The sequence below is a fragment of the Sorangium sp. So ce367 genome (assembly GCF_051520455.1).
In the GTDB taxonomy this organism is placed as follows: domain Bacteria; phylum Myxococcota_A; class Polyangia; order Polyangiales; family Polyangiaceae; genus Sorangium; species Sorangium cellulosum_B.
Window position 1 is genome coordinate 2201308 of the sequence record NZ_CP150334.1, and the last position, 16241, is coordinate 2217548.

The following is a 16241-nucleotide window of genomic DNA, read 5'->3' on the forward strand; positions in this document are numbered from 1 at the left end:
GCGCGAGAAGTGAGGAGAGATTCGTCCGCCCGATCAGCGAGCAGGTCGTCGAACGGCTCGCGGGCAAGCCCCGCGTCGCTCTGCTGGAGGACTTCGCGATGGAGCTGCCGCGGCGGGTGATCGGCGAGCTGTTCGGCTTCCCGGCGGAGAAGCTCCATGAGACCGACGAGCGCGTCCGGACGATGCTCCGCGGCCTCATCCGGATGCACGACCCCGCCGCCGTGGCCGAGAGCCAGAAGGCATACGGGGAGACGCTCGGGTTGATCACGGAGGTCGTCGAGCACGAGAGCAGAGACACCAGCGACACATTGCTCGGCGAGATCCTCCGCACCCTGAAGGCAGAGCAGATGGACACGATCGAGGCGTGCCAGCAGATCGTGCTGAGCCTGATACTCGGCGGCTACGAGACGACCAGCTGGCTGGTCGCCAACACCATCCATGCCCTGCTCGCGCACCCGGACACGCTGGCGCGGGTCCGTCGAGATCCTTCGCTGCTGCCCGCCGCGATCGAGGAGGGGATGCGCTGGTGCCCGAGCTCCTTTGGCACGCTGCGAATGGTCGAGCGTGACGTCCAGCTCGACGAGCAGGCGCTGAGCGCGGGAACGGTCGTCTGCCTCGCAGGCATCGCCGGCAACTATGATGAGACCGCCTATCCCTCGCCCGAGGTCTATGACATCGATCGCAAGCCGCTGCCCGCGGCGAACGTATTTGGCGGCGGCGCCCACTTTTGCGTCGGCGCGCCGCTCGCGCGCATGGAGGCGCGGGTAGGCCTCCAGGCGCTGCTCGCGCGCTTCCCGGGCCTCCGGGCGGTCCCCGACGAGCGGCCGATCTTCATGTATGGCGCGAAGGAATCCGTCGCGCACGGGCCGGACAAGCTGCCTGTGCTCCTGCACTGAATCCGGCCTGGCGTCGATCGAACGACCCTGCACCGGCTCCTCGCGCGCGCACGCGCGTTCCTCGAGATGTCGATTGAGGACGTGGCCGAGCAGCAAGACGCGCCGGTCAGCACGGCTTACAGGTGGCGTTCCCGAGGCATCGCGGCGCTGACGCGGGCGCTCCGACCGCGGCGAGGGTGAGCGACGGGCGGCTCTCAACGCCTTGCCCCGCCGCCTGCCCACGGGCAGGCTTCCGTCATGGGTCAGCCCGCCGAGAAGCAGCGCCGCGCCACGTATGCCGACCTCGAGGCCGTCCCGCCGAACAAGGTGGCGGAGCTCGTCCGCGGCACCCTGCACGTGTTCCCCCGCCCGGCGCCGAAGCATGCATGGACGTCGTCGGGCTTGGGAGCCGAGCTCATCGGCCCCTTCCAGCGTGGGCGCGGCGGTCCGGGTGGCTGGATCATCCTGGACGAGCCCGAGATGCACTTCCCCGACCCGCACGCGCCTGGTGAGATCGACGCGCTCGTGCCGGACATCGCCGGCTGGCGCCGCGAGCGCATGCCCGAGCTGCCCGAGACGGCGTACTTCGCGCTCGCGCCGGACTGGATCTGCGAGGTCCTGAGCGCCTCCACCGAGGACGTCGACCGCGACGAGAAGATGCCGATCTACGCGCGCGAGGGCGTGCGGCACGCGTGGCTGGTCGACCCCATCCAGCGGACGCTGGAGGTGTACGTGCTCGGCGCGGAGCGTCGCTTTGGACCTGCGGTCGTTCACCGCGACGCCGCCCGCGTCCGCATCGAGCCATTCGACGCCGTCGAGCTCGATCTCGCGGTGCTCTGGGCGAGGTGACCGCGGAAGGCGTAGCGGCGGGCGCGCGTCAGCCGCCCGACTCGATCCAGCAGCCGTTCGCCTGCCCTCCCCACGCGCCCGAGAGGTGGAACTTGTCCGGCGGGTAGATGCCACCCGGGGGGCGCCCCGCGACGGTGATGCGGCGTTCGTGGTCATAACAAGACGAGCCGCTCAGGTAAAGATAGCGATCCTTGCCGCCGTTGATCGTCGTATTGAGCGTGACCTGCGTTCCACTCACGGTCTGCCAGCTTCCGCCGACGCGCCTTTCCATCTTCACCGTCAGGTCGTCGTTGCCGTCGCCCTGGCTGACGAAGCACGCCCCCGCGACGATGCGCGAGTATTTGCCCAGGTAGCCGCTGGCCGTCCAGCTCGGCAATGACGTTGTCATGCTCGGGAGGTGCTCGGAATCGTCCACGCCGCCGAACGAGAGCGCCTCATTGTCGAAGTAGCTCTGCCACGACGCCGCTGTGCAGCTCCCGGCGGTCACCTCCGGCCCCGCGTCGTAGACCACGGAGAGCATCCGTGTCCCGCCGGCGATCGAGACGTGCTGTTCGAAGAGCCGCGGCGCGACGTCGGCCGAGGCGTCGGCGCTCAGCAGGTACTCGAGCGGCGTGATCTCGGTCCCGTCTTCGTGGACGAGCGGCATGAGCTTGTCGTCCTCGGGTGAAGAGACGACGAGGACGCCGATCTGGGGCGCCGCGCTGCTCGGATCCTCGTCGATCAGCGATACCGTCCCGACACGCGGCACCACGAATCGATTCAGCACCTTGCTCTCGAGCCTCTCGACGGCCCGAGCGGGCTGGTCGCCGGCGCTCTCCTGGGGCGTTTCCCGCCCGAAACTGTGCGAGGCCTGGCTCGCGGACGCCTCCTCCGAGACCTGCCCCGTATCGCCCGCCTCGACCGCGCAGCCTGCCGCGAGCAGCGTAGCTGCGACGAAAACACCCAGAACGCGCCTATCGTTCAACATACCCGCCTCCATCTCTGGTGAGATCCCCTGCGCATTCCGAGCTGTGCATTGGCCGTGCCTGCGCGCGCACGGCGCGGATCGCCCGGATTTCAGCCCATCAGGAGCGAGCAACGTGGAACGGCGTCGTGACGCTGTCATGCAGGCGCGACGCCGGGTGTCATGCCCGTGCGACAGGGGCCCACCTGCGGCGCTCGCCGTCGTCGCGGTCTACGCGGACGGCGCGGACCTCCGGCTCGACGCCGTGATGTTGCCCTTCGTGTCCGGCGCCGATCCGATCGGCGAGGGGGATGCCGATCGCGAGCGCGCGGCGTGGACGCGCCGGCCGAACTCGATGGCGGCGAGCAGCCGCTGCGCATCGTGGAGCGCGAGCTTGGTCCGCTGCGCGAGCGCGTACGCGTCAGGCGCCCGAACTCCAGCTGGCCGTCCAGGCCAAGCACGCGCGAGGCCGCATCGAGCATGCCGATCACCAGGTCGACCAGCGTGAGGCCCCCCGGGGCGGTCGGTACGTCCATGAGCGTGGCGGCGGCGGGGCTGTCGGCGGCGCCGCTCATGGAGCCTTCTTGGTAGGGGCGATCCGCGGCGCCGCGAGGGGCGCGGGGAGCTCCGCCAGTGCCTTCGCGGAGGCGCTCTGCTCGGCGCGGATCATCGCGGCCACCTCCGCCGGCGGGGGAGGGAGCGGGCGACGAGGCGGCCGGCGAGGGGGATCCGCGTGGCCACCGTCGGCCTTGGGAGCGCAAGCGCTGCGGCGATCTCGTGCATCGTCGTCCGGTGTGGAGCCCGCGCGATCACGTGTTGATCTCCTTGACAAGGCGGGGCAACCGTCAGGTACGCTACCTTTCCACGATGAGTGGGGGCGGCACGACGGGGTGGGGTCGGGGCTCAAGGCGCTCCACGCTGAGGCGGCGGTCAGCGTCCGACATCGTGCACGGCTCGTTGCACTGCCGATTCGTGCACGTGGTAGAGAACCTGTCGGCCAGTCGCTGGATCGGTGGAAGGGCGAGAGGCGGGGAAGAGATATTGCCAGGCGAGGCTGGTGGCTGCTCCTGGCATTTTCCCTCGGAGGGCGTGGGGCAGGTCGACCTCGCCGCGACCCGCCGCGAGCTCCTTCTCGTGCCGCCGCGCCACGGAGTCGAGCTGTGCGTGCAGCTCGTCGCGCACTCGAGTGGGGAGCAAGGCCGACCGAGTGTGCTGCGCCTTCCCGCGGCGCACCATGATTTGCCATCGATCGAGGTCAACGTCTTTGACGCGAATCGAACGTGCTTCGAGGAGCCCGAGCCCGCTTCCGTAAAGGAGCTCGCCGATGAGCCGAAAAGGCAGGACGAGGTGTTCGAGCAAGGTGAGCGTCTCCTGCCGCGAGAGGACCGAGGGGAGGTGCTCCGGCCGGCGTGCGCGTTCGAGCGCTTCGAGCCGGGGTATCTGCAGGTCGAGAACCCGCTTGTAAAGGAAGAGGAGCGCGCACAGCGCTTGGTTCTGCGTGGATGCCGCGGTGCGGCGTTCGATCGCAAGCTCGTCAAGGAAGGTCGTGACCTCTTCCGCGCCCATCTGTCCTGGGTGTTTGCCGCTGTGGAAGCGGATGAATTGCCGGATCCAGTGGACAATTGCCTCTTCGGTGTGCGGAGAGTAATGCAGGCGTCGTATGGTGGCGCGTACGGCTTCGATGAGAGTCATGTGGATGGTCCTGCGTGCGTAGGGACGGTTCGTCGGACCCGCACTGGCCCTTATCGGCGCGAGGCGGGCGCGAGTTGCGGCGACCGGGGGATACGTCGACCGGGCTCTGGTCGCCCGGGGTACCCAGCCGTCGGCGCGAATCTTGCGCGACGACACGCCGTCGCCGTCCGAGACCTAGCAACGGGAATACATAGTTACGCAGCGGCGGCCTATCTGCGGGATCACGGAGATAGGCCATGACGGGTCGCGACTTATCCTCGGGAATATGGAGATAGGGTGCCACGTTTCGCGGCCTACATGGGGAAATACGTAGATATGTCGTGCATCACAGCTGATTGCGACGTTGGGCGAGCACTCGGGCGAGCTACGCAGGACCCGGTACCAACAGAGGAGGAGATTTGATGACCAGCAAGATGACCGACCAGATCGTTCGTGTCGTTGCGGCGGGCGGCGGTGTAATCGTCGATGCGGATAAGATGAGTGATCAGCTCGTAGCGATCGCAGGTGCAGCGGCACAGTCTGGTGGCGTAGTGATCGTCAAGGGTGCGAGCCGCAAGACTACTGATCAGCTGATGCGCATCGCGAACGCCGGGCAAGGTCGCGTAATTTTCGATCTTGCGAGCTAGGTTGCGACCAATGGCGGAGAGGTCGGTAGAGCACGAAGTTCGTTGCCCCTGCGGACAGGGGTCGATCATTATCGAGCGGATCGAGTACAACAAGATGTACGTGCCGGACGACATCGTGACGTCGATCGCATGCCGCGTGTGCGACGAGCGGTACTCGCTCCATCAGATGCGTCCCGGCATCGGAGGCCTCCGCCTCACCCTGAAGGCGGAAACCCGAGCGTGGCACCAGCGGCTTGATCGGCTTGACGAATTGCGTCAAGGCTTCAGGCGCGGGTACGTCGAACCCGTCGTGAACCGGTTGATCGCCATCGCGCGTGCCGCCGAAAAGGGCACCCGGGGGAAGCGGAAGGCTTGGCACGCAGCCCTCCAGCCGTGGGCGATGGCGCTGGGCCTTCCCGCGGCCGAGGAGATCACGCGCCTCGATACGTTCGTCTCCGAAAGGGTCGGAGAGAACAATGTCGCGGAGCTTGCGGCGGCGCTGGGACTGAACGCGGGATTGGCTGAGAAGCTCGAGGAGTTGCGCGCGGCTGAGCAGGCGGTTGGGAGTCGTCCTGAGGACGTGATTTGGCAAGGGGCGCCGGTGGGGTAGGCGGATGCGCTGGGTGTCACCGACGCGGTGCGCCGAGCCACGCAGGCTAGGAACGACTCCGGCACGGAGGGCAGACTGATGGCCGTGATTCCCAACCCTTTTCTCATCGTGGCGCAGCGCGAGGGCGAGGACCGTGTGACCTACGCCCTGGGAACCGCATTCGCCGCCGGCGACGCCTCCCTGCTCGTGGAATTGCTGCGGGCGCTCGGTGCGAACATGCCGGACGCGGTCGGTCCCCTCGAAGTCGAATTCCAAGTTGTCGGTCCCACGAGTAGACCAGACGCACGCTTCGAGATCCCGGATGGGACGGTCGTGCTGTTCGAGAATAAGATCGTTCCGAACACGCTTAATGAAGAGCAGATCAAACACCACCTCGACTCCTTCGGCGCGGTGCACTCCAGCGCCAGAAGGGTCATGCTGGCCATCACACCCGATATGTCGCCGCCGCAGTGGTGGACGCGCGTGGCGGGGACCTATCCGGACGTGCTGTTCGTTCACGGATCGTGGAAGGCGGTTGCGGATTGGTGCCGTATCGTCGCCACGAACGAGACGCGAAACGACGTGACGCGGTTGGTGTTGGACTGGGTGATCGAATACCTGAAACAGCGGAGCGAGCTTATGATTACCAAAGCGACCTTTGATCCCAAGCGGATGGCGCGCGTTGCATGTGAGGCCCGGTCCTGGCTGAAGGACTTGGAGGCCCAGCACGACGCGCAGGAGACCTTCTTCTCGAACGTGGCCTCCGCTTTGCGCACCGCTCTCGGATGTGGCAATGGCGAGCCCTGGATGAAGATCGCGAGCCGCTGGGGCGAAACCTGGACTCCGGTCTCGACCTATCTCGAGTTCTGGTGGCCCACCCCCAAGTTGCTAGGCATGCCCTCTGCGCACGTGTGGGCTGAGGCATATCTTGATGAACAGGACGGAAAAATCACTCTGCGCACCGGGCTGCTCTTCGAGGGCAAGGCCCAAGTTGCAGCCTGGCACGGACGCGCCCAGGAAGTGGCTTCACAGACCTTCGGCGATCGCTATTGGGACTACCGCCGAGGGGGCGCGTATGCCGAGGTTTGGGCAGGGCAACCGCTTGATCTGGAACGGCTCGCAGCAACCAATAATGCCGTGGTGGCCGATCTCGTTGCATGGATCACAGGAGTGCTGAGAGCAATGGAGATCCAAACCGCGACGGGCACAGCATGCTGAACCGGTGCGACCTTCCCCAGCACGCCGGAGCAGCCGCACCGCCCAACAAGGCGCTGCACCCGACGGTGCGCCGAGCCTCGCAAGCTCGGCACGGCGCCCCGCGGGTGACCGCCAGGTCGTTGAGCAGACCACAGACGCCTTCCAGCTGCGGAGCAGAAGCGTTCCTCGCTCCAGCGAAAGTGGAAGAGCCTGAAAAAACCTATGAAACTCGATTGACTCCGCAAGCATCCGCTTCTCTTCCTCTCTGAGGAACGCGTCCGCGTCCGCGCCTACTTTCGATCCCGAGACCAGCCGAACGAAGACGCTGTCGCGAACTGGCTCGCCGCAGAGAAGGATGAGATTCGCCTGTTCGTGAAAACCGCATTCATTCGGGTTGCGGAGCGTGATGGCCCTCTCACTGAGACTCTCAACTTCGAGGACAACTACGAGCCGATCTTCTGCTGGAACGACTTCGGGTACCTCGATACGCCTTTGCCGCCACTCGGAACGCGCTCACCACGCCGTTGCAGCCTGTGCGGGCGCACACGTCCGGAAGCGAAGTTCAAGACGGTGGCTCACGTGCTGCCCGAACTTTTGGGCGCTAAATCGGTCATCACGCTCGATGAATGCGACGACTGCAACCATGCCGCCGGCCGCGACTTTGAGACTGATCTTGGGAACATGCTACTACCAGATCGCGCTGTGGTCGGCATGCGAGGCAAGGATGGTGTTGTTCGTCTTGCTTTTGAGAAGGAAGGGACGTCGATTGGAAGGAGCCCAGATGGCCGCCTCGTAATTGAGACACGCGACGGGGGGAGAAACATCCTCGGGGGAATCACAAGCGAAGGTGTAGAGCGTCAGTAATAATGACCCCCGCGCGACAGTAAAACTGACCCCCCTCCCTCGCGCCAGAGCGGAGGAAACGGCATGGAAATCAGGGACTTGGACGTGGCACCTCTCGGTTCGGAGGTGCAGGAGATGATCGAGCCGGACGTTATCCGGCAGATTCGCGAGTTCACGGCCCGAGGGTGGGGGTCCAAACGGATCGCCGCGGAGCTCGGCGTGGCTCGCAACACGGTCCGCCGTTATTTGCGCGGTGGAGCCGCCGCCGAGGCGCAGGTGCGCCCTGGTCGTCGCTGCTTGGACGAGGATGGCCGCGCCGAGGCCAAGCAGCTCTTCACCGGCTTGGCGGAGGGCAACGCCGTGGTCGTCGCAGGCGAGCTTGTCAGCCGTGGCATCACGGTAAGCCCGAGGACCGTACAGCGCGTGGTGGCCGACCTTCGCCGCGGGCAAAGGGCTGCCGACGTGGCCAGCGTACGGTTCGAGACCGCCCCTGGTTATCAGATGCAGATCGACTTCGGTCAGAAGCAGGTCCGCATCGCCGGCACATTCGTGCGGGTGCACCTGCTGGTCGCCGTATTGAGTCACTCACGAAGGCTGTTCGTCAAGGCTTTTCTGAGCGAGCGACAGGACGATTGGCGCGAAGGCATCGCAGAAGCCTTCCGCCACTTCGGCGGCGTGCCTCGCACTGTACTCGGGGACAATGCGCGCTCGCTGGTGCTCGGCCGCGAGCGCGAAACAGGCACCGTGACGTTCCACCCGGCTTACCTCGCGTTCTGTCGCGATTGGGACGTCACCCCGCGCGCCTGCGGGCCCTACCGGGCGCGCACCAAGGGCAAGACCGAGTCGGGCGTCAAGTACGTCAAGCGCAACGGGCTGGCGGGGCGCGAGTTCGAGTCCTTCGCCGCGCTCGAAGCCCACCTGGTCCGGTGGATGGGCGAGGCCGACCAGCGCATCCACGGCACGACCCACGAGGCGCCGATGGTGCGCTTCGAGCGCGATGAGCGGCACGCGCTCCGGCCGTTGCCGTCACGGCCCCTGCCGGTGCGAGAGCAGCGGCTCCGACGACGCGTAGCCAACGACGCCCTCGTCGACGTCGACACCATCCGCTACAGCGTCCCGCACCGGCTTGTGCGCGACACCGTGGACGTCGTTGTCGGTGAGCGCGAGGTCCGCATCTATCGGGGAACGGAGTTGGTGGCGCGGCACGAGCGCTCCTTCGAGCCTCATGCTCGTGTCGTCGAGCCCCGCCACTTTGACGGGCTGTGGCGAAGGCCTGCCGCGCCGACGCCGCTAGATGCGCCCCTGAGCGCCCTGGAGGCCATGGGGCGCAGCCTGTCGGACTACGCGGCCGTGATCGGGGAGGTGGCCTCGTGAGCCGCGAGATCGTGCATGCGCGCGTTGTCGAGAGCCTGAGCCGGCTCAGGATGCGCTCCATCGCCGAGCGGCTCGATGCCCTGCTCTCCGAGGCGGCCAGAACCGAGCCGACCTACCTCGATTTCCTCGACAAGCTCCTCTGCGAGGAGATCGGGTCCAAGCAGCGCAAGCGGGTGGCGATGGGGATCCAGATCGCGCACTTTCCGGCGATCAAGACCCTCGAGGACTTCGACTTCAAGTTCCAGCCCTCGATCGACCAGAAGCTCGTCCGCGAACTCGCCACCGGGCGCTTCATCGCTGAGGCCGAGAACGTGCTGGTGTTCGGTCCTCCCGGGGTGGGCAAGACGCATCTGGCCATCGCGCTGGGGCGGGCCGCCGTCGAGGCGGGGCACTCGGTGCTCTTCACGAGTGCGACCGCGCTCCTGGCGACGCTGTCGAAGGCGGAAACCGAGGGGCAGCTCGCGGAGAAGCTCTTGTTCTACACGAAGCCGAAGCTTCTGGTGGTCGATGAACTGGGCTACTTGCCCTTCGAGAGGCAGAGCGCCCATCTCTTCTTCCAGCTCGTTGCCAGGAGGTACGAGAAGAGCAGCACCCTGATCACGACAAACCAGGTGGTGACGCAGTGGGGCACGGTCTTCGGGGACGAAGTCCTCGCCGCCGCCATCCTCGACCGTCTGCTCCACCACAGCCACACCCTGATGATCTCGGGAGACAGCTACAGGCTGAAACAGAAAAAGAAGGCGGGTCTGCTCGGCGGGAACACCGCGCCGATCAGGTGATCCATGGGCGCGGGAGGGGGGTCAGTTTTACTGTCGCAAGGGGGTCAAAAGTTACTGTCGCTTGACAGAAGGCGCCCATGTTGACGCAAAGCGATCTCGATTCAGACCACGACGAGTCACAAAAGCACTAGCGAAGATGACGTGGCAGGCCCTGCCTCCGGAGTACCGTGACCAGTTCTACGGTCTTCGCCAGTATGTGCGCGGTGAGGTCAACTGGCCTGATGCCAGATTCTATCGAGTGTACATTCCAGGCCTAGCCCGAATTGCGCTGGGCGTGTGGCGTCGCCTGCCTTCCGCGCCCATCGATATTCCTCCACTTGTGACGATGGCGGCAACGGCGAACAACCTGCTGCTGTGGATGAGCCCGGACCTACAGACCGGGACGCTGTTGCGGCCTTTCTTTCCGCCGATTCTTCGCGCCATGAGTGGCGATGCTCCAGCGATTCTTGAGGTACACGCGCCAAACGACGAGCACCTTCCAGCGCGTATGGTGCGCTTCAATTACGGCTTCCGTGCGGCATATCTGGTCCAGGTCGGCAAGCCTGCTCCCGTGCGAATCGAATACTTGGACGAGCAGGGCGATGGCTCGATTGCGTCCATTCTCACCACTCCACTCGCCGCAGAGACCGAAATGACAGGGTGTGTTCGCTATGAGATTCGTGGCGGCGACCTCATTGGAGTGATGATTGTTGACCGACTACTTGATGATCCGAAGATTACTGTCAACTATCGGCCTGATGTTCCGGATCGTTCTGGGATCTCGATTGAGCCGACTTTGCGACTAGCAGCAGTTCTGGCAAGCGGAGATCCGTTCCGAATCATCGACGTCGAATCCGGACGTGACCTCATTCCAGTCCTTTCGGGCCAATTTGTGCCACTCGATCTCGCCGTTCTCGCAGATGCCTTGCGCACGGCTGAGCGCCTTGCCGTACTTCGTAATCGTCTTGGGGTCGAACTTCCCTTCCCCGATAGTATTGATGATGATGAGCGCCTGATTCTCGGTGTTCTTGCTGAGGGATTGCGACACGGTCGAGTACGACAGAGCACGCCTGGTGCTCGACGTACCGTTGACCTGATTGGAGTCGTGGCAATAAGACTGGCCGAAGAGCTACAGGCCGGTCCCGGCGACTTCTCCGCCGAACATTTGACCGAGTGGATCTTCAAGGGGCATGTGGTCGATCCGGGTCCAGTACGCCTTGTCTTCGAGAACATCCGGATTGACGAGCCACTCGAACAATTGAGGGCGCGCGCGGCGAGTGTGGGTCCCACAGACACTGTTTCGGTTGAACTGTGTTTCGATTCCGTTCGTCATGAGTTCATGGATTTCCTGGAAGTGTCCTACGGAGATAACAGTAAGAGCGCCTAACAAAAGCCCGTCGGGATATGGTTGAGGCAGATCAGGCATACGGCGAGCAGGAGGAACGCTCGGTGAATGTCGGCACGGCGCTCATACCGCACGGTCAAGCGGCGGAAGCGCCGGAGCCAAGCGATCGTCCGTTCGACGACCCAGCGGTAACGGCCGAGTTTCTCCGACGACTCGATGCCCTTTCGAGCGATGCGGGGCACGATGTGGCGCAGATGACAAGCCAACCGAAGGGCCGGGTCGTCGTAGGCCTTATCGGCATGCAGTTTCTTGGGGCGGCGCCGCGGTCGGCCGCAAGGACGCGCGATCGGCGGCACCGCGTCCACCATAGGAGTGAACATCCTCGAGTCATGGACGTTCGCCGGCGTCATCTCGACGGCGAGCGGGATACCATTCTGATCGACCAGAATGTGATATTTCGTGCCCGGCCGGCCGCGATCCGTGGGGTTCGGGCCAGTTTTTTCACCCCCCTTTTTGCCGGAACCAGCGAGGCATCCAGCGCAGCACGCTCCCAGTTGATCCTGTCGGCTTCGCCGAGCTCATCGAGCAAGACCTCGTGGAGCCGATCCCAGACGCCAGCCTGCTGCCAGTCGCGCAACCTGCGCCAGCACGTCATGCCGCTGCAGCCGAGCTCTTGCGGGAGATACTCCCAAGGGATCCCGGTCTTGAGCACGAATAAGATACCGGTCAGCGCGATCCGATCAGGCGTACGCGGCCGGCCCCCCTGCGGCTTCGGCTCCGTTTTCGGCAATAGAGGTACGATTCGTTCCCAGAGTTCGTCCGGCACCAACAGCTTGCCCACGCTGTATTCTGCCGCACCATCGGCTTCCCTCAAGCAAGCGGGGTGAACGAGCTTTTGTTAGGTGCTCTAAGTGATATTACAAGGTATCAGCGAGCCGCGAGCAGACGCCGCCCAACCCGGCACTGGTGCTGACGGGCGCGTTGCGCCCGCAGCACACTGCCACATCAGCCAGGCGACGCGTGAGCGCGTCCCGTGGGTCGACCAGCTGGGCGTCGACCTGGCGGCATGCCCTATGTCTCAGGGAAGCTGTCGCCTCCTCAGCCTGGCAGTCACCGCTCGCTCACACCGGCGCGTCGGCGCGCTCACCACGAGAAGCGCAACGTGACCTCATCGGCGTCTGGCGCGTCGAACGACCAGCCCGTCTGGGTCGCGTCGACCTGCTTGCCGGTCACCTGCTCCAGCGCACGGCCGACGAAACCGAGGCTCAGCGGTCCGAGGTGCTCGAACCCTGCGACATCGGTCACGAGCAGCGTCACCTCGTTCCGATCGAGCTGCGAGGAGTCCACCCGCAGCGTCCCGCCGACCATATCCTGCGCCCAGAAGTCGGGGAACTTCCGGAGGAAGAGCCGAACGTTCATCACCCTGAGAAGCAACTTCATCAAGGTGTTCGCTTCCTTCTCGAAGACCGTCCGGCCGCACCTCACGACGTCCAGGTAGCTCTGCGATGGCTCGTTGTGGACCTGGACGATGCCGCGCAGCACCTCGACGTAGTAGGCGCGAGGGTACCACCCCGTGCTGGACATGGTGGCCAGCGCCCTCCTGAGCTCCTGAGAGAGCCCGTGACGAACCCGGCCGACCCCAGCCTCGTCACTCAGCACGTCCGAGTAGGCTGCTGCATTGAGAATCAGAGAGCCCCGGGTCATCGGTTCTTGCATACATGCACTCTCGTGGAAGATCTCGCTGACACAGAAGAAGAGAGCGACGGGTCGCCTCCGTCAAGGCGGCTCGAGCGCGCAGGTAAAGGAAGCCGGATCGCAGCGCGAGGAAATGTGGCGCGGCACACCGAGGCTGCGGGCCTCGCCGAGCGTGGAGAAAGTCCTCGGCAAGATCCTGGCGGAGCGCCGGCGGCTCGGCGGGGACGTGCGCGGTCGAGCCCGCGCGTCATCGGCCTGTTGCGAGGCCTCCTGCCGGAGATGGCGGCGTGGCTCGACGGGGGGTGATCACGTCACGGCTTGGGGGCCGTCGTGCCCGGGTTGTAGTGCACGATGATGCCGCGGTCCTTGTTGCATTTCTGGACCTTCTCGTCCCACACGCAGCCCTCCGGGCACGGCTGCACGCTGGGATCGCCCGTGGGACAGAGCTCGGCCTCGCCCTCTTTCGCGGCGGGCTGCTCGGGCGCCTGCGCGCCTCCGCAGGCAGAGAGCATCCAGGTCAGGACGGGGAGCACCAGAACGATCGCCGATCGACGCATGCAGACCTCCACGAGCCCGCGATGGGTGGGCTCCGGCGTCGACGTCTACCAATTCCCAGGCCTGCGGGGCCAGCGCTTCCGCGCGACCAGGACGAGCGCCGCGGCGAGCGCGGCGAGCGCGGGCGGAGCGCCCGGGCCACCCTCGCCGGCCGCGCAGGCGCACCCGCGCGGGCTCGCCGCCACGCGCGCGAAGGCCGGCGCGACCTGCTTGCCGTCGAGCGCGGCGCCCTCGCCCGAGGTGATGAAGCCGGCCCACGCGTGCGGGTGCGGGCGCTCACGCCGGATCTCGAGCTGCGCCGACCGCAGCGCCTCGCTGCGCCCTCCGCCGCGCGCGAGCGCCGCGTAGTACGACGTCATGAGATCCCGCGTCGCCATGTCGCCGACCTTCCACAGGCTCATCACCTGCGTCTCCGCCCCGGCGAGGAGCAGCGCGCGGCGGAGCCCGTAGACCCCGTCGCCGCGCGGCACCTCGCCGAGGCCGGTCTCGCAGGCCGAGAGCACAACGAGCTGGGTCCCGTGGAGGTCCAGCGAGGAGATCTCGAGCGCGGTCAGGATGCCGTCGTCCTCGTCCGAGCTGCTCCGCCGCGCGTTGGCGCCGGCCAGCGCCAGGCCCGAGCGCAGGAGCGGGTTCTCGCGAAACGCGTGGCCCTCGATCTCGGCGCCGCGGGGGCTCGCCGGATCCGCCGGAGAGCCCTGGTCCGGGAGGAAGAAGCCGTGCGTCGCGATGTGCAGCACGCGCGGCCGCTGCGCCCGCTTGAGGGCCTCCTCGGTGGCCGACGGGCCGGTCAGGACCGTCGCGCTGGCCAACGCGCTCCGCACCGCCTCCGCCTCGCGCTCCGTGCCCGGCAGGGGCGGGAAGCGCGCCCCGGCCAGCTCGGCGGAGCGCAGCCCGCGCGTGGCGTCGTCGTCCGGCGCGAGCTCCGAGGGGCTGCCGAACGCGGGATCGGCGATGACCAGCACGCCTCCACGTGGCGCTCCGGCCTGCGGCGCCATGGCGCCCGCGGCGCGCAGCAGATCTCGCCCGCTGGTCAGGTAGGTGAACGAGGCGCGCTCGATGAGATAGCCGCCCTCCTCGTCGACGAGCGCGGCGAACGGCACGAGGTTCAGCGCGCCGTCCGGGCTGAGGAGCAGCCAGCGCGCGGGGCCGAGGGCGCCCCGGATCGGCTGCATCACGAGCGCGTCGAGGCGGCGCGCGCGCTCCCGGGGGTCTCGCTCCGGGTTCGAGAGGTCCCGCGAGAGCTCCGCGGCCGCCGCGTCGATGGCGGCGGCGTCGCCGAGATCCACCCCCGTGACGTCCCCGCGCCGCCCGACGACATAGGCCGCGTAGCGCGGCTTGCCCCACGTGGGCCTCACCGGCGGCCCGAAGGGGTCGTGGGGACGGTACTGGACGATCTCGACGAGCGCCGCCCCGTCGGGGATCGCCGCCTGCACGCCCTCGACGGTGATCGGCGGCTCCTTCGCGTCCGCCGGGCGCGCGGCGCGCGTCCGCGCGGCGAGCTGGAACTCGAGCCGCTGGCGCTCGGCCTCGAGCTGCTGCACCTCGCGCTGGTGCTCCTCGGCGGGGAGGTCGATCGGGCCGCGCGTGATCGCGGTGGACAGCTTCGCGTCGAGCTGCGTGAGGGCGCCGAGGAGCGCCCGGCCCTCGGCGTCGAGGCTCCGCCGCAGCGACGCGAAGCTCTCGGCGATGGCGTCGAGCGCGAGCCCCTTGCGCCGGAGGATCGACCGCAGGGCGAGCCGCGCCGCGGCCTGGTCGCGCGGGGCACCCTGGAGGTGCAGCGAGAGGGTCGCGTCGGTGTCGCGCTGGACGAGCCCCATGTACAGGCGCTTCTGCCGCTCGGAGCCCCTCGCCAGGTTGGCCCGGGCGCTCCGGTCCTGGAGGCCGGCGGCCCGCTCGCGCGTCCGCACGGCGACGGCGGTCCGGCCCTGCGCCACGTACAGGTCCGCGAGGTGCCCCAGCGCGCGGACGATGGCCGGGTGATCCGGCGCGAAGACCCGCTCGCGGATCACCAGCGCCTGGAGGAGCAGCGCCTCCGCCCCGGGATCGCCTTTGCGGGTGAAGAGCACGCCGAGCTCCTCCAGCAGATCGGCGCGCACCGCGCTCTGCGCCGGGAGCGCGGGCTCGAGCCGCGGGCGCAGCGCGAGGAGGCGCCGCTCGGCCTCCTCGACCTGCCCGCGCCGCAAGGAGAGCTGCGCGGCGCGCAGATCCGGGATCGCGTAGGCCCACCCCGAGCCGCCGCTGGCCTCCCTGAGGATCACGCGCAGCCTGTCGAGCGCCTCCGCGAAGGAGCGCAGCGCGCGTCGCTCCAGGTACAGCCGCGCGAGCGAGTCGACGGCATAGAACTCGCTCCAGCCCTGGAGGAGCGGCTGGGCTCGCTTCAGGAGCTCCTCGGCGCTCTGGAGGTCCCCGAGGTCCAGGTAGACGTTGCCGAGCCGGGCATACAGCATCCCTTCGTCGTTGAAGGAGGGCTGCTCGCGCGTCAGCCCCCGCACCAGCAGCGCCTCGGCGCGCGCGTAGTCGCCGTAGCCGAGGTAGAAATGCGCGAGCTCGCTATCGAGCCCGGAGGTGCCCTCCAGCAGCGCAAAGTACCTGTCGGCGAGGGCGGCGCCCTCGGCCAGATCATCTCTCTCGACAGCCGCTCTCCAGCGCTCCTGGGCCGCGGTGAGGGCCCCGCTCGCCTGGTCGGCGGGGCTCGGCTGCGCGGCGATCGGCGCGGGCCGGGCCGCCGAGACGAGCGCCGCCGCGGCCACCGCGAGGAGCCGCGCGCGGCGGCGTGCGCCGCGCGACGTCGGCGACCCGGGCGAGGCGCGTTCTACCGAGCGGCGGGAGCGAGGATCGATGTCGTGGTCGGCGCGCTCGGGGCGGCGGGGTGGCATCGCGGAGCAGCGTAATCTGCCCCTGCGCGCCTCGTCGACCGTTCG

The 16241-nt window shown here is 67.2% G+C and carries 14 protein-coding genes and 1 pseudogene; 9 read left to right on the top strand and 6 right to left on the bottom strand.

Going from position 1 to position 16241, the window contains the following annotated elements:
• Nucleotides 1-98 precede the first annotated feature (98 nt).
• Entirely contained in the window at nt 99-896 is a 798-nt protein-coding gene (locus tag WME97_RS08445) for a cytochrome P450 (protein WP_437550990.1), read from the top strand.
• Nucleotides 897-1133: 237 nt separating this feature from the next.
• Nucleotides 1134-1724 carry a Uma2 family endonuclease gene (locus tag WME97_RS08450; protein ID WP_437550992.1) on the top strand — a complete coding sequence of 197 codons (591 nt, stop codon included), beginning with the start codon at nt 1134-1136 and terminating at the stop codon, nt 1722-1724.
• Between the two features lie 28 nt (nt 1725-1752).
• Here WME97_RS08450 and WME97_RS08455 read toward each other — a convergent pair whose 3' ends face one another.
• Nucleotides 1753-2691, bottom strand: coding sequence for a hypothetical protein (locus tag WME97_RS08455; protein ID WP_437550994.1), 939 nt, complete (start codon nt 2689-2691; stop codon nt 1753-1755).
• A gap of 906 nt (nt 2692-3597) precedes the next feature.
• On the bottom strand, nt 3598-4359 hold the full coding sequence (locus tag WME97_RS08460) for a phage integrase N-terminal SAM-like domain-containing protein (protein ID WP_437550996.1): 762 nt from the start codon (nt 4357-4359) through the stop codon (nt 3598-3600).
• A 401-nt stretch (nt 4360-4760) separates the two neighbouring features.
• Here WME97_RS08460 and WME97_RS08465 point away from each other — a divergent pair, with 401 nt between their 5' ends.
• The 7 genes from WME97_RS08465 to WME97_RS08495 all read left to right on the top strand — a co-directional run bounded on the left by WME97_RS08465 (nt 4761) and on the right by WME97_RS08495 (nt 11112).
• Nucleotides 4761-4985 (top strand): hypothetical protein, encoded by a 225-nt coding sequence (locus WME97_RS08465; RefSeq protein ID WP_437550998.1) that lies wholly within the window; start codon nt 4761-4763, stop codon nt 4983-4985.
• A gap of 10 nt (nt 4986-4995) precedes the next feature.
• Complete coding sequence (locus tag WME97_RS08470) at nt 4996-5574, top strand: hypothetical protein (protein WP_437551000.1); 579 nt, start codon at nt 4996-4998, stop codon at nt 5572-5574.
• Nucleotides 5575-5652: 78 nt separating this feature from the next.
• Nucleotides 5653-6771, top strand: a complete 1119-nt coding sequence (locus WME97_RS08475; protein WP_437551002.1) for a hypothetical protein — start codon at nt 5653-5655, stop codon at nt 6769-6771.
• Between the two features lie 351 nt (nt 6772-7122).
• Nucleotides 7123-7614, top strand: coding sequence for an HNH endonuclease (locus WME97_RS08480; RefSeq protein WP_437551003.1), 492 nt, complete (start codon nt 7123-7125; stop codon nt 7612-7614).
• A 114-nt stretch (nt 7615-7728) separates the two neighbouring features.
• Nucleotides 7729-8967 (top strand): IS21 family transposase, encoded by a 1239-nt coding sequence (istA, locus tag WME97_RS08485; RefSeq protein ID WP_437555340.1) that lies wholly within the window; start codon nt 7729-7731, stop codon nt 8965-8967.
• Nucleotides 8964-9746: an IS21-like element helper ATPase IstB gene (istB, locus tag WME97_RS08490; protein ID WP_437544978.1), complete on the top strand. Its 783-nt coding sequence runs from the start codon at nt 8964-8966 to the stop codon at nt 9744-9746. The genes istA and istB overlap by 4 nt, the downstream gene beginning before the upstream one ends.
• Before the next feature lie 136 nt (nt 9747-9882).
• A complete protein-coding gene (locus WME97_RS08495; RefSeq protein ID WP_437551005.1) occupies nt 9883-11112 on the top strand; it encodes a hypothetical protein in 1230 nt (409 codons plus the stop codon).
• Here WME97_RS08495 and WME97_RS08500 read toward each other — a convergent pair.
• The 4 genes and pseudogenes from WME97_RS08500 to WME97_RS08515 form a co-directional block, all read right to left on the bottom strand.
• Nucleotides 11109-11911, bottom strand: a pseudogene (locus WME97_RS08500) (IS5 family transposase). The gene WME97_RS08495 and the pseudogene WME97_RS08500 sit on opposite strands and share 4 nt — an antisense overlap.
• Nucleotides 11912-12213: 302 nt before the next feature.
• Nucleotides 12214-12654, bottom strand: a complete 441-nt coding sequence (locus WME97_RS08505; protein WP_437551007.1) for a hypothetical protein — start codon at nt 12652-12654, stop codon at nt 12214-12216.
• 422 nt (nt 12655-13076) lie between these two features.
• Complete coding sequence (locus WME97_RS08510) at nt 13077-13322, bottom strand: hypothetical protein (protein ID WP_437551009.1); 246 nt, start codon at nt 13320-13322, stop codon at nt 13077-13079.
• A 45-nt stretch (nt 13323-13367) separates the two neighbouring features.
• Complete coding sequence (locus WME97_RS08515) at nt 13368-16196, bottom strand: CHAT domain-containing protein (protein WP_437551011.1); 2829 nt, start codon at nt 16194-16196, stop codon at nt 13368-13370.
• Between the last annotated feature and the right edge of the window lie 45 nt (nt 16197-16241).